At 44.5% G+C, this 13218-nt stretch carries 10 protein-coding genes; 4 read left to right on the top strand and 6 right to left on the bottom strand.

Going from position 1 to position 13218, the window contains the following annotated elements; all coding sequences use genetic code 11:
- Window positions 1–8: 8 nt before the first annotated feature.
- The 3 genes from A5878_RS04730 to A5878_RS04720 all read left to right on the top strand — a co-directional run bounded on the left by A5878_RS04730 (window position 9) and on the right by A5878_RS04720 (window position 3731).
- A complete protein-coding gene (locus tag A5878_RS04730; protein WP_010747680.1) occupies window positions 9–1586 on the top strand; it encodes a PucR family transcriptional regulator in 1578 nt (525 codons plus the stop codon).
- Window positions 1583–2380 carry an alpha/beta hydrolase gene (locus tag A5878_RS04725; RefSeq protein ID WP_086294779.1) on the top strand — a complete coding sequence of 266 codons (798 nt, stop codon included), beginning with the start codon at window positions 1583–1585 and terminating at the stop codon, window positions 2378–2380. The genes A5878_RS04730 and A5878_RS04725 overlap by 4 nt, the downstream gene beginning before the upstream one ends.
- Before the next feature lie 205 nt (window positions 2381–2585).
- Complete coding sequence (locus A5878_RS04720) at window positions 2586–3731, top strand: cation:proton antiporter (RefSeq protein WP_015509193.1); 1146 nt, start codon at window positions 2586–2588, stop codon at window positions 3729–3731.
- A 156-nt stretch (window positions 3732–3887) separates the two neighbouring features.
- On the opposite strand, the gene abc-f is transcribed toward A5878_RS04720, so the two are convergent.
- The 4 genes from abc-f to A5878_RS04700 form a co-directional block, all read right to left on the bottom strand.
- The gene (abc-f, locus tag A5878_RS04715; protein WP_086294778.1) at window positions 3888–5357 is read right to left on the bottom strand and encodes a ribosomal protection-like ABC-F family protein; all 1470 of its coding nucleotides are present in this window, start codon (window positions 5355–5357) and stop codon (window positions 3888–3890) included.
- Window positions 5358–5715: 358 nt separating this feature from the next.
- A complete protein-coding gene (locus tag A5878_RS04710; protein ID WP_086294777.1) occupies window positions 5716–6984 on the bottom strand; it encodes a dicarboxylate/amino acid:cation symporter in 1269 nt (422 codons plus the stop codon).
- Between the two features lie 18 nt (window positions 6985–7002).
- Window positions 7003–8253 (bottom strand): MFS transporter, encoded by a 1251-nt coding sequence (locus tag A5878_RS04705; protein ID WP_005225368.1) that lies wholly within the window; start codon window positions 8251–8253, stop codon window positions 7003–7005.
- Window positions 8254–8404: 151 nt separating this feature from the next.
- Complete coding sequence (locus A5878_RS04700) at window positions 8405–9619, bottom strand: alanine--glyoxylate aminotransferase family protein (protein ID WP_005225367.1); 1215 nt, start codon at window positions 9617–9619, stop codon at window positions 8405–8407.
- A 130-nt stretch (window positions 9620–9749) separates the two neighbouring features.
- On the opposite strand from A5878_RS04700, the gene A5878_RS04695 reads away from it, so the two are divergent.
- Window positions 9750–11381 carry a PucR family transcriptional regulator gene (locus A5878_RS04695; protein ID WP_086294776.1) on the top strand — a complete coding sequence of 544 codons (1632 nt, stop codon included), beginning with the start codon at window positions 9750–9752 and terminating at the stop codon, window positions 11379–11381.
- 30 nt (window positions 11382–11411) lie between these two features.
- Here the strand turns inward: A5878_RS04695 and arcC are convergent, their stop codons facing one another.
- On the bottom strand, window positions 11412–12347 hold the full coding sequence (gene arcC, locus A5878_RS04690) for a carbamate kinase (protein WP_005225365.1): 936 nt from the start codon (window positions 12345–12347) through the stop codon (window positions 11412–11414).
- Entirely contained in the window at window positions 12320–13183 is an 864-nt protein-coding gene (locus A5878_RS04685; protein ID WP_086294775.1) for a DUF2877 domain-containing protein, read from the bottom strand. The genes arcC and A5878_RS04685 overlap by 28 nt, the downstream gene beginning before the upstream one ends.
- Between the last annotated feature and the right edge of the window lie 35 nt (window positions 13184–13218).

Here is a 13218-nt window from a genome sequence, read left to right as displayed (position 1 = left end):
AGCATTTTATGAAATTAAAAGAATTGGTTGAACTGCCGCTTTTTGAAAAAAGTAAAGTCCTGACTGGCTCCATTGGTTTAACAAATTCCGTCGGTTCCGTCATGGTGCTGGAAGCGATGGACATCGAGAAATGGAGCAAAGCCCATCAATTGATTTTGACTTCTTTTTATGCCTTCAAAGACCAATCCCCTGAGGAACTGCGTGTTTTTTTTGAAAAAATGCAGCAAATCGGTGTCAGCGGTTTAGTGATCAAAGTGGATCGCTTGATCCCTATGATCCCAGATTGGGTGATCGAGCTTAGCTTTGCTTATCAGATCCCTTTGATCAAAGTGCAGCAAGAAGTCAGCTATGAAGCCATCATGCTAGCGGTTTACGAACCATTGCTAAATCACCAAACCCAGCTGCTGCGCACCTATTACGAAGTTCGCCAGCGCTTCATGAAAGTTGAGCGCAACCACTCTTCTTTCGATCAGATCATGCAGGAGTTCTATCAATTGATCGAAAAGCCTTGTTCGTTGCGCATTCCTCATTTAGATGTGCATGTGTCCGTCGGTCAATCCTTTAAGAATTTCGTGGTGACCAAACAAGAACCCATGAAAACCATCGAGTTTACCAAGAACCACTACGAATATTTGGAATTATTTTCTCATGAGAACAATCAATATGTGACTGCCATAAAAGTAGAGATCATCAATCCTTACAATGATCTGTGTACCTTGATCGTTTATCAGAAAGATTCGCAGATCCCTGAGGCAAAAGTCATGATCATTGAAAATGTGATCGACGTCATTTATGAACGCCTCCAAATGGAGTATTTGTTGAAGAAAGAACGCTACAATCGCATGAACAATCTGGCCGATGCGATCTTACAAAACACTCCTAGTAATTTGGCTGAGCTGGATCTTTTGTTAGAAGAAGCGCAACTGGATCGCTACGATTTCTACCAAGGCATTGCCTTTGCTTCCAACAGCTTTAAAGATAAGGAGCGTAAGTCCGTCGTCTTGCACAAGCTGCGGGCGTTGAAAACACCCCACGTCTTTTTCGAACACCACAATTATTTGGTGATCCTCTATAATTTCCAATCGATCGCCCATCAGGTGACGAAACAGATGCTGCAGACACATTTTGATAATGCCCTATTAGCCGATGAACATGGCTGCTTGGTGGTCAGCGAAGTCTTGCGCAAGGAACAGATCAAAGAGATCCTGCCAGAGTGTTTGGATGCGATCCGCTTCAATCGGCAGTTTTATTTGGCGCCGATCATTGCCTATAGCGACTTAGGTATCTTTAGTTCCTTTATCAAGGAGAACCAACTGGAAAAGCTGCAGCAAAGCATTCCCCCGAAGCTGTATCAACTTTCGGAAGAAAATGAAGAGCTGTTCAAAACGCTGTATACCTTTTTTATCACGAATCGCAATTACAAAAATACGGCTGAAACCTTGTTTCTTCATGCCAAAACGATTCGCTACCGGCTAAGCAAAATCGAACAGCTACTAGAGATCGATCTGACAAGTCCGATCCAATTAGTCAATTACGAGATCGGCACCTATTTATTAGAGCTTCAGAAAAGGAGTCAAGCAAAATGAAAAAAGAATGGCAATTGACCACCGGTGCTTCGGTGTCCCTTTATCCTGCTTCGGAGAAATACCTGATTTACTTTCACGGCGGCGGTTTTGTTTATGGAACCCGTCAAGACATTCCCGCATCACTGATCGCACTATTTCAAGAGCAGCAATACAGTGTCCTCACAGTCGATTATTTACTGGCGCCCAATTCCTCGTTAGCGGAGATTTTGGCGCTGAACTGGCAAAATTTTCAAGAATTGCAAGCAACTGTGCTTAAAGATAACCCGTTTTGTTTCTGCGGACGCTCAGCTGGCAGTTATTTGATGCTGGCGCTGACCCAGCAATTACTGAAGGAACAACAGAGATTGCCTGAAAAACTGGTCAACTTTTATGGGTATACCGATCTTTCTTTTATTGAAAACAAACGAGTCTTGCAGCAGCCGCTCTTAAGCAAAGAGCAAGTCCCTTCTTTGGATCAAACCGAGAACGTTTGGGATGATCCGCATTTTCAGCGCTATTTGCCTTATGTTTATTGGGTTCAACAGCAAGAACTCACAACGATCTATGGTCTAACAGCTGAAGCTCTTTCTGACTATACCATTGATCCTGAGCTGCTTGCTCAATTTCCTCCAATTTTCAGCAGTGCCAGCAGTACCGATGAGGAAGTTCCTTTTCGTTACAGCAAAGGCTTGAAGAAAGTGCCTAAAAGCAAATTTGTCCCTGTCTATGATTTGCCCCACGACTTTTTGAAAAACGTCGAGGAGCCGCAAGTCCAAATGGTGTTTCAGCAGCTCGCCCGTTGGCTGGAGCATTAATTTGTTATAAATAAACCGAAAGTAACGTTTTTTTATTTTGGTAGCCAATGGGAATGCCTTCATCTGATCTAACTTTATCCGACTTTTCGAAAAAGGAACCGTTTCCGAATCTCCCTTTATTCAAAAAAGGCTTGATACAGGCTCAATTCAAGAGAGAATGCTATACTAAAGGGGAGTATGTTATAGGAAAGAAGGATGAGGTTTTATGCATTTTGTCGGGATTTTGTGTTTGATCCTAATCACGACGACCCTCTTCTCGCATCTGGCGAGACGGATGGGCGTTCCTGCTGTCATCGGGCAGTTGTTAGCGGGGGTTCTATTAGGAGGCGCAGGACTCAATTGGGTCCATCCAGATATTCTGGTTCATGATTTTTCAGAGATTGGTGTTATTTTGCTGATGTTTTTAGCGGGATTGGAAAGTGATATTTCTTTATTGAAACGCTATTTTCGTCCAGGGATGCTCGTTGCCCTTTTGGGGATCGTGTTCCCTATGCTCTTCGGGTATGCCACGGGGATCGGCTTTCAAAGCAGTCCCACAGAAGCGTTCTTTTTCGGGATCGTATTAGCTGCCACCTCAGTCAGTATTTCTGTCGAAGTATTGAAAGAGTTGAATGTGGTGAATACGAAAGAAGGGTCGACGATTCTTGGTGCTTCCGTCGTGGATGATATTTTGGTCGTGTTGGTTTTGAGTCTTAGCCTTTCCTTTTTAGGCGGCGAAAGCAGCCAAGCAACACCACTGCCGGTCACCTTATTGGTAGAATTGATTTATTTTGTGTTGATTTTTCTATTAGTGAAATGGATCGCTCCGTTCTTATTGGCACTTGCAGAAAAGCTATTTGCAAATTCCGCGGTGATCATCATGTCACTGATCATCTGCTTAGGAATGGCGTATCTTGCTGACCTTGTTGGGTTAAGCTCTGTCATTGGTGCCTTCTTCGCAGGGATCGCTGTCAGTCAAACGAAGGTTCGTGAGGAAGTGGAACACAGTGTCGAAGCATTAGGTTATGCCGTCTTCATTCCGGTGTTCTTTGTCAGCGTTGGCTTAGAAGTTGATTTTTCCCGCTTAAATGAGCAATTATTCTTTATTCTTGCCTTTACCGTGGTCGCGATCTTGACCAAGCTGGTCGGCGGCTATGTCGGGGCGAAAATCGCGAAATTCTCGAACAACAGTGCTTGGATGGTGGGAGCTGGAATGATTTCCCGAGGTGAAATGGCATTGATCATTTTGCAGATTGGTCAACAAAACCAATTGATTTCGTCCGCATTGTATTCCCCTTTGGTGATCGTTGTCTTGTTGAGTACCTTGATCTCTCCCCTGATCTTAAAATACTTTACGAAAAAGATTTATTAAGCGATGTAGCAACAGCTAGGCGATACCGATGATTGCGAAAAAAACAGCACGGGTTTTGTAGTGACCGCTCAACGGCCGATTGTTGATCGATCGTTGAGCGGTCGCTTCCTTTCCCGCGCTGTTTTTCTTTATACAGGTATAAAAGCGACAATGCTGCTAGTTACTGGAAACCAATGTTAATTTTCCATGATCGATTTGATACACATCATCCGCGACGGCATCGATAAACGCTTGATCGTGAGATGTGAACAAAACCATGCCTCGATAGCTGCGAATCAATTGTTCCAAGACGGTGATTGTCGGCAGATCAATAAAGTTCGTCGGTTCATCAAGTATCAAGACATTGGCAGATTGAGTAAAGATGCGTGCGAGCTCGACCCGTGTCGCTTCCCCGCCGCTTAGCACATTGACTGGCATCATCACGTCAATCTGGCTAAATCCCAGATTGTGTAAAATACTGCGGACCAGTGGTTCCTGATAGTCTGTTTGAGCCATCAATTCCGTCAAAAGCGGTGTGGTGCTGTTTTTTCGATAGCCCATTTGCTCGTAGACCGCAAAGACGATTTTCGGTGATACATAGATTCCCTCTCCACCTGCGATGATTTCTTTTAGTAAAGTCGACTTTCCCGAACCGTTCGGACCCACGATAGCGATTTTCTTCCCGGCAGCAAACTGGAAACTGCTGCTGTCTAGCAAACGTTTCGCCCCTCTTTGAATGGTTACTTGCTCCCCACGAATCGGTCGTTTATTATGCAGCTCCACTGCAGGGACTACTGGAAAACGAATCACCTGCTGCCGGGCAACACCCTTCACTTCTTCCAACTGATCCAAGCGGCTTTCCATGGCTTTGACTGTTTTTTGCAATGACTTTTGCACCGTGTCTTTTTGTTTTGATGACGACAAACGGTCTGGTCGGATGTTCTGCTGCCGCTTTTTTTCAGAAATACGACTGCTCTTGATCGCTTGTTCTTTTTTCTTTTGGATTGCTTGGGTCAACTGCTGTTTTTGTTGCCGATACTGCGTCGCCTCCCAGGCAACACGCTGTGTCGCTTGCTCTTTTTGCTGTCGGTAACTGTCATAATTGCCAGAATACTCGGTGACTTTGCCTTGATCGACTTCCCAGATTTTCGTTGCCAGCTGATTCAATAGGTACCGATCATGACTGACCACGATCAGGGTGCCATAATAATACTGCAATTCCTCAATCAAGACTTGAATTCCTTGCTGGTCCAAATGGGTCGTTGGCTCATCGAGCAAAAGTCCTAACCGATAGGAAGATAACGTTTGTGCCAACCGGTATTTGGTCTCCTCCCCGCCGCTTAGTGTCGCCAATTCATTTGTTGGGATCGAAAAACGACCAAACAGCGCCCAGTCAAGGGCCTCCGTCTTTTCAGTCACCTCAGCGATTTGCGGGAAATAGTGAAACGAATTTTCTCTTTGGATCGTTCCTGAATCAGGATCGATCACTCCCGCAATCAATTTCAGCAAGGTAGACTTGCCTTGCCCATTTGCGCCCACGATCCCGATACGATCCGTTTGATAGGCACTCAGTTCTTCAATGTTCAGTACTTCTTTGGCCCCATAATTTTTGATTAGATTATTTATTTTTACACTTAATTGTTCCATCAGTCTGTCCTTCCCGTCTAGGAAAACGCAAGCACAAAAAAGGGCATAGCCTACCGCTATACCCTGATTTTAATAAGAAATTGGAAAAAAGAGGACACTCATCCCTTGAAATCACGATTGCCTAGACTTTTGAAATAGATTTAAATTAGCTATTCAAAAGGTCAATCCACAATTTCATCGATGCTGTCATGTTTTTTCCTCCTCTTTTTGTCGTAGTTGTCTGTTGAATGACAAGCGGAAAATTAGCCGCTACTGTTTACCGTTTACGGTATTTCAGGAAGCTTCTTTAGTCTATCAACGAATCAATCGTAACACGTTTTCAAAAAAGAGTAAAGTTTCATCACAAGAATGATTGGTCTTATACGCCATCGGTGATTTTTTCTGCTAATTTGACCGGGGCTTTTTCACCATTGAAGACTGCATGATCCAGTTCTCCTTCATCATGAGCAACGATCAACGCCACTGTGACGTCAGGGTCAACATTCAAGAGGGTCCGAAACATCCCAGAAAACCAATCGATCCCAGCCAGTAAGGCGATGCTTTCATTAGGCAGTCCTAACATAGGTAAAACCGTGGCCAGTGTGACTAATCCGCCACCTGGAACGACGATCGTTCCCAAGCATGCCAACGAGGACAACAAGACCACTTGCAAAAGATCCCCCCAGCTCAATTGGATCTGGTACGCCTGAGCAACGGTTACGATTGCCAGGGCTAAAAATAAGGAGAGCCCATTGCTATTTAAGGTCATGCCCAGAGGCATCACGAGCTTATTGATTCGATCACTGATCCCAAATCGTTCTTTGCCATCTTCCATTTGAAACGGCAATGAAACAGCAGAAGAGGTAGTCGTAAAGGAAACCACCGAGAGGCGCCACATGTTCTTTATCAAACGAAACAAGGAAACTTTGCAATAGAGCGACGTCAAGAGAAACCAAAGAAACAAAAAGAGCAAAGATGCTGCTGCTAACGTCAATAAAAAACTGGCTAACATTCCCAACACACGAATACCGGTATCTTCTACTAAGGAAGCAACAAGGCCGAAAATCCCGATCGGCGCCAACTTCATGATCATGCTGACCATTTTTAACAAAATATGATTAAAACTACTGATCATATCTAGAAACAGCTGATTATTTTTTTCATGCTTGATCAAGCTCAAGGCAAGGCCAAAGAAGAGCGAAAAAATAATCACTTGGATCATATTCTGCTCCACCATGGCTTGAATAATGTTCAGTGGAACAAAGTTTAAGATGACTTCTTCCATGCTGCTGGTACTTAATGCAGTTTCTGTACTTTGCAGCAGTGACTGATCAAGGCCTGCGCCAGGCTTGAGGATCAAGGCGAACAAGAGACCGAAAATAGCGGCGACGAGGGTCGATCCAGTAAACCAGAGAAAGACTTTCCCGCCGATCCCACCTAATTCTTTTGGATCAAGTCCCCCCACCGCTTCAATCACCGAGCCCATGACCAGCACGACCACAGACATTTGAATCAGTCGCAAGAAGAAGTCCCCGACTAGCTGCATTTGATCACCTAAACCGGGAAAGGAAACGCCCCAAAAAATCCCCAATACCGTTGCAATCATGATTTGGTTGGTCAAACTGATTTTTAAGGATCGTTTTTTCATCTTTTGTGCCTCACTTTTCTACTTTGCTGTTTTCTTAGAGTTTACAGTCAAGAATAAGAATGTACCACCGATCAACAAAATAATTGCGATATAAAAGCCCATTACTTTTGACCCTGTTGCATCCGAGATCGATCCGGTCAATGTTGGTGCGATAACGGAAGACATCATGCCGAAAAAGTTGAAGACCCCTAACGTCGTACCGACCCCAACTTTTGGTGCATTTTCCCCTAGCCAAGAAATGATGATTGGTTCAACCGCTAGTTTTCCAAGGAACCCGTACAAGATCAACGCGATCATTAAGAAGGTCGAATTTGTCGCTTGCACCGTTACTAATAACATCAACGCCGCCAACACTTCTAAAATAACGATAAAAGTTACTTTTTTATGCATGTATTTGTCTGCCAAGCGGCTAAAGAACAATGCCCCAGGAATGGAAGCAAATGCTACCAATGAAGAAGAGAAGCCGATCGCGACTCCTTGGAAGCCTCGTTCTGTTCCTAAGAAGTTTGGTAGCCAAGTAACCGTCATATAGTAGGCATAACACGTCGCAAAATATAACACGTAAGTAAAGAGCATCCGCAGTGAGAACAAGGTCGAAAGGGAAACTTTTTCTTTCGGCTGATCCGTTGTTTCTTCTTCAGCTGCTGCTTGACTCTCCAAGAAAGCTACGTCTTCTTTGTTGCTGCGGATCACCAATGCAAAAGCGATCGTCATACAAACGATCAAGAAAGCGGATAAATACATCATTGTTTGCCAAGGCATGTTCATCTGAATAACGATAAAGCTTGATAAGATCATCCCAAACCCTGAACCAACGGCAGAACCACTATTGACGATCGCTGTTGAGAAGCTCTTCTTTTCTTTCGGAATGTTCTGTGAGGTCAAAGAATACGCTGAGCCGTAAAATGACCCACAGCCGATCCCTGCTAAAAAGCTACCGGTATAGATCATGGAGATTGAAGAGGCTTGTGAAATCAGTAAAGCTGCCAGTGCAAATACCACGAATCCTGGAAGCAGAACTGTTTTCTTCCCAATCTTATCCACCAAAAAGCCGGCAGGGATCTGCATGATCACATAGCCGAAAAAGTAAAAGCTGGCAATCGATCCTAATGCTGTATCAGAAATATTGCCGCCAAGTGACTCATTGATTTGCGGATAGACCGGTGATAACGCAGCGCGATAAATCCAGATAGTGACCCAGCCTGAACACATTAAGATAATAATTTGTTTCCAGTAGGCAAGCCCACCACGTTCTTTATTGATTTCCATTTTTTTCCCTCCATCAGTTACACAAGTAAAGTTTGTGAAGCACGCCAACGAAAGCGCTTTAAGATAGTCTTAGTGTACGTTTTTTTGCCGACGATTGCATTTGTCATTTTTCACAAAGCGCTTTCAGTCGTTGTGCATTTGTGCTAAAAATTTAAGTCGTTTTTTGGTAGTAATTTAACGCAGCGATGAGCGCTTTGCCAGCAGAAATTGGTGCTTGCTGGTACAATAGTGCCCCTTCTAACGCGGCTAGGACATGTAAAATATTTTCTTTGCGGCTGCTGTAGCCCATATTTCCAATCCGCCAGATTTTTCCTTTTAGATCACCAAATGAACTAGCAATCTCTACACCAAAGGAGTGAAGCATCTCTTCTCGGACAGCTTCGCCATCAACACCTTCTGGAATAAAGATGGGGGTAACTGTCGGCATTTTGGTTGCTTTTTCGCCATAAATCGAAAGCCCCATTGCCTCCAGTCCAGCGACCAACGCCCCTTCATTCGTCAAATGACGTTGATAGGCTGCATCAAGGCCTTCGTTTAGCAGCATCCGTAATCCTTCATGAAGCGCATAGATCATACTCGTCGCTTCTGTGTGATGGTTGATTCGCTCTGTGTTCCAGTAGCGTTGCAATTGACTCAAATCCAAGTAATTACTCATAATGTGCCGCTTGTTTCGATCCGTTTTGCTCAAGCCTAATTCTTTTTGGTAACGGGCATTAAGGACGGCTTCGACTCGCTCGTTGTAGGTCACTAATGAAAGACCAGACGGCACACTTAAACACTTCTGAGTGCCGGCAATTGCCAAATCGACACACCAATCATCGACTGACAGGGCCACGCCACCATAAGTCGCCACCATGTCAACGACAAAGAAAATATCTTTTGCGCGACAATACTGCCCGATTTCTGCTAACGGCTGCATTTGCCCATTGGCAGTTTCCCCGTGGACCATCGCCACGATCTTGGGTTGAAATGCATCGATTTCTTTGATGACCTCTGCGGGTGCAAAAGGAGCCGTCCATTCTTTTTCTACATATTTGACTTGCGCTTGGGCACGTTCACAGATTTCTCCAAGTAAGAAAGCAAAGCGCCCATAGGCGGGGATCAAGACTTTGTCCCCTGGTTCGATCAAAGCGATCAGCGCCGCTTCTAAACCAGCTCGGGAAGTCCCGTCAATGGCAAATGCCTCTTTGTTTTTGGTTCCAAACGGTTGTTTGATCATTTCTTTTACCTCATCCATGATCGCCAAAAAATTCGGATCAAACTGCCCCAAAATACGATTGGTCATTGCTTGTAGAACAGCTGGATGGGCTTCTACAGGCCCAGGTGTCATGATCGTACGTTGTGCGATCGTTAACTCTTTATACATCTTTTCCCCTCATTTCTCTTTTTGATTTCACTGTCCAACGCCTTGTCAACGTTTCCAAGTTTGTTGTACAATAAAGCTAAAAAAGGACATGTTTTTGTTTGTTTTGTTCAATTCCAAAAGGAGTTTCTCTATGAAGTTAGTTGCTGAATTGCTTGCTATACCACGCTTTTCCAATTTGCGTTTATTGACAGATCCCCTGACTGCGGAAATTCCCGTCGACAGTATCGAAATCACCGAGACCCCCGATATCGCCCACTATATTCCTGAGCATACCTTTATCTTAAGCACGGCGATGGTTTATAAAGATAATCAAGGAGCGCTTCTAGAGCTGATCGATTCTCTCGTAGCCAAAAATGCCGCTGGATTAGGCATCAAGATCGGTCGTTTTTTGGATGTCATCGATCCTGAAGTCATCGCCTACGCCGATAGCTTGGGTTTCCCCATCGTAGAAGTACCTGCCACGATGCCGCTAGGTCGTTTGATGCACCAGCTTTTGAATTTATTGTGGAACACCAAAACCGAGCAGCTGAGTTATGCGTTAGACATTCAAAAACGGTTCTCTGCTTCCTTGATGAAGGATGTCAGCATCGCTCGCTTTATCGCTGATTTTGGCCAAATGGTCAATACACCGATCATTTTGTTGAATCCTTTTAAACAAGTGATTGCCCACTCCAAGCATTTCACCCGCATGTCAAAACCCGCGGAGTATTACATCCATCAATTAGGACAAACGAAAGGGGTTTTTACTGGTGAAAAAAGCGGGGCGATCCCTATCAAAGATCTTCATGAAAAAACGTCACAAATTTCTTATTATGCCATTGAAACCTCCACTTATTTCCCCCATTATTTAGTCATTTTGAATCCTGAGGCGATTCCTTATCCTGTCTCGGATTTTGCGCTGGAACAAGCAGCCTTGGTCTTGTCGTTTATGCTTTACAAGAACCAAAAAGTGCAAGAATCTTTTGAAGATTTAAAAAGTGACTTTTTAACACGGATGATCGAATACCAGCAATCCACCAAGCAAGAACAAAAAGATTGGTTAGATCTCGGAAAGACTTACGGGTTAGTCAAAGCCCGCCATTATCGTGTCATCTATGGTGCCTGCGAACCAACCAAAGAAACCAAAGGCAAAGACAAATACTTAAAAGAAGAAAGTGACTTGGTTTATCAGTGGTTTAGTGAACAACTGCCTTATCGCATCAAAGATGTTTGTCTCTTTCGCTTAAAGGGCAGCAATCACTTTGCGATTTTCGTGCAGCACAAGTGTGATGCCTTAGAAGACCATTTGATCGAGACCGCCAATGCTTTGACCAATCGGTTGCCATTTCGAATGGCCTTTGGGGTAGGGAGTGTCTGTGAAAGTATCAATGATTTAGCCAGCTCCTACATCGAAGCAAAGACTGCTTATGAAGAACAAAGAGGCCAACATGATTCGTCCATCGTCTCTTTCTACCATCAACGGGGAATGCGGAGTCTATTTGAAAAAATGAGTCCTGAAGATATCCATTATTTCTGCCGTACGATCCTCAAAGAATTGGCGTTTCCGCAAGAAGATGCCACCATCGAATTGCGCAAAACCTTACGGGCTTACTTGGATTATCAATGTGAGATCACCCGCACCGCCAAAGCCTTGTTCGTTCATCGCAACACGATCAAATACCGCATCGAACAGTGTCAAAAGCTACTAGGAAAAAACGTGCATGATCCTAGCATCAGCCTGGATCTGCGTTTAGCCCTTGAGCTGTCGGAAGAAGGCGACTAATAGGCGAATCAAGCAGTTGGATCGCTGGTGTTACCCAGCGATCCTTGTGCCTGCTTCACCTAACAATGCTAAGTCCGCTTCTTCCAATGAGCAGATGATTGCTGTCTTTCCTTGTTTGGCAAACGCAATCGCCGCTTCCATTTTCGGCCCCATACTACCTTCTGCAAAATGCCCCGCATCAAAATATGCTTGCGCTTCACTTACGGATAAGCCCGTTAATTTTTCTTGTTTCGGTGTTCCATAATTGATATAAACGTTGTTGACGTCGGTCAGCATCATAAATACATCGGCATCCACTTGTTCTGCCAGTTTTTTCCCAGTTCGATCTTTATCGATGACTGCTTCGATCCCTTTCAAGCCTTCCGCTTGTTTTACGACTGGAATCCCACCGCCGCCACCAGCGATCACGATGGTATTTTGATTCAATAAATGAACCATTGATTCCACGCCGTGGATCGTCACAGGTTGTGGAGATGGCACGACGCGACGATACCCACGTCCAGCATCTTCTTCCATCACCCAATGTTTTTCCTCAGCCATCTTTTTTGCTTCTTCTTCTGAGTAGAACAAGCCGATCGGCTTCGTTGGCTTTTCAAACGCGGGATCATCCGCTGCCACTTCCACTTGGGTCAATAAGGTCACGACATTGCTGGTCAGTTCTTCTTGCTCGATTTTATTTTTGATGCTTTGCTCCATTAAATAACCGATAAAGCCTTGTGACTCTGCATTGCAGACATCTAGTGGAAAAGGCGGCACGACTTCTTTGGCTTCTTCATTTTGTCGTAAAATATTGCCGACTTGCGGACCATTGCCGTGCGTCACGACGATTTGATGGTCAAGCTTCTCGATTTTAGCGATCTGTTCCGCACTTAACTGGATATTTGCAAGCTGTGTTTCTACGGTCGCTGGTTGATTCGGTTTTAAAATTGCATTGCCCCCTAGAGCGATGACCACTCGTTTTGCCATATGAATTCCTCATTTCTATTGTTTTGAAATTGATCGATACTGCGAGCAAACCCTGCCAAAAAGTCGGCCCCCGAGGTATGACCGATCGCTAGTATCTCTTTGATTACTTGGGAAAAAGCCACTGAATCAGTACACTTGGTCAAGGATAATGTCGATTGATTGAATGCGCCTGTCAGTGCATGCAGAAGATAGTGTTTACTGACGTCAGTCGTTAAATCATTGACTGTCAACAGCCTTCTTTGTAGATAAGCCAACAAGCGGGTATCTTCTTGCCCCATCACTCGGCGAGCCAGTAAATGACCAACTAGCATATCATCGCCTGTGGGGGTCAATCCGACACCCCGTCCGACTAAATAAGCGACTGCTTGCCGTTGTTCCTTAAATGAAGGCGTGCATAGCTGATCGATTGCGTCGTAAAACGGATGATTGCTGCTGATGGTTTCTGAAACAGCTTCTTGAATCCCCGTCTTTTCCGTGACGTTTTGAAGGGTTGACCAAAACAGTTCTCGATCAAATGGGACTGTGCCAGCTGGAAAGGTGGTTGTAAATTTGGCTGCCTTTTGAAAAGACAGACGATGATGCGGAAAATGGATCACCCGTTGCTGAACCAAAAGAGTGGTACCAGCAACTAACCCTGTCGCCAACGTTGCATAATCGTCGGCAGCTAAAATCATCCCTTTGGGCACGCGAGCCGTTTGTTTGGAGACACAGATCAGCTGATCCTGACGAGGATCTTGCAGATTGAAACTATGCTGAAACACACTGTGAACGAGCCAGTTGCCATTGATAAATGTGGGTTCAAATAAAGCTTGGTCGATCCATTTTGCCTGTATCATCACTAGGTTGCTCCTTTTTCACGTTTTCAGTTCCT

The organism is Enterococcus sp. 3G6_DIV0642, assembly GCF_002140635.1.
GTDB classification, from domain to species: domain Bacteria; phylum Bacillota; class Bacilli; order Lactobacillales; family Enterococcaceae; genus Enterococcus_D; species Enterococcus_D casseliflavus.
Note: the sequence above shows the minus strand (reverse complement) of the source record. Positions and strands in the feature narration are given on the sequence as shown.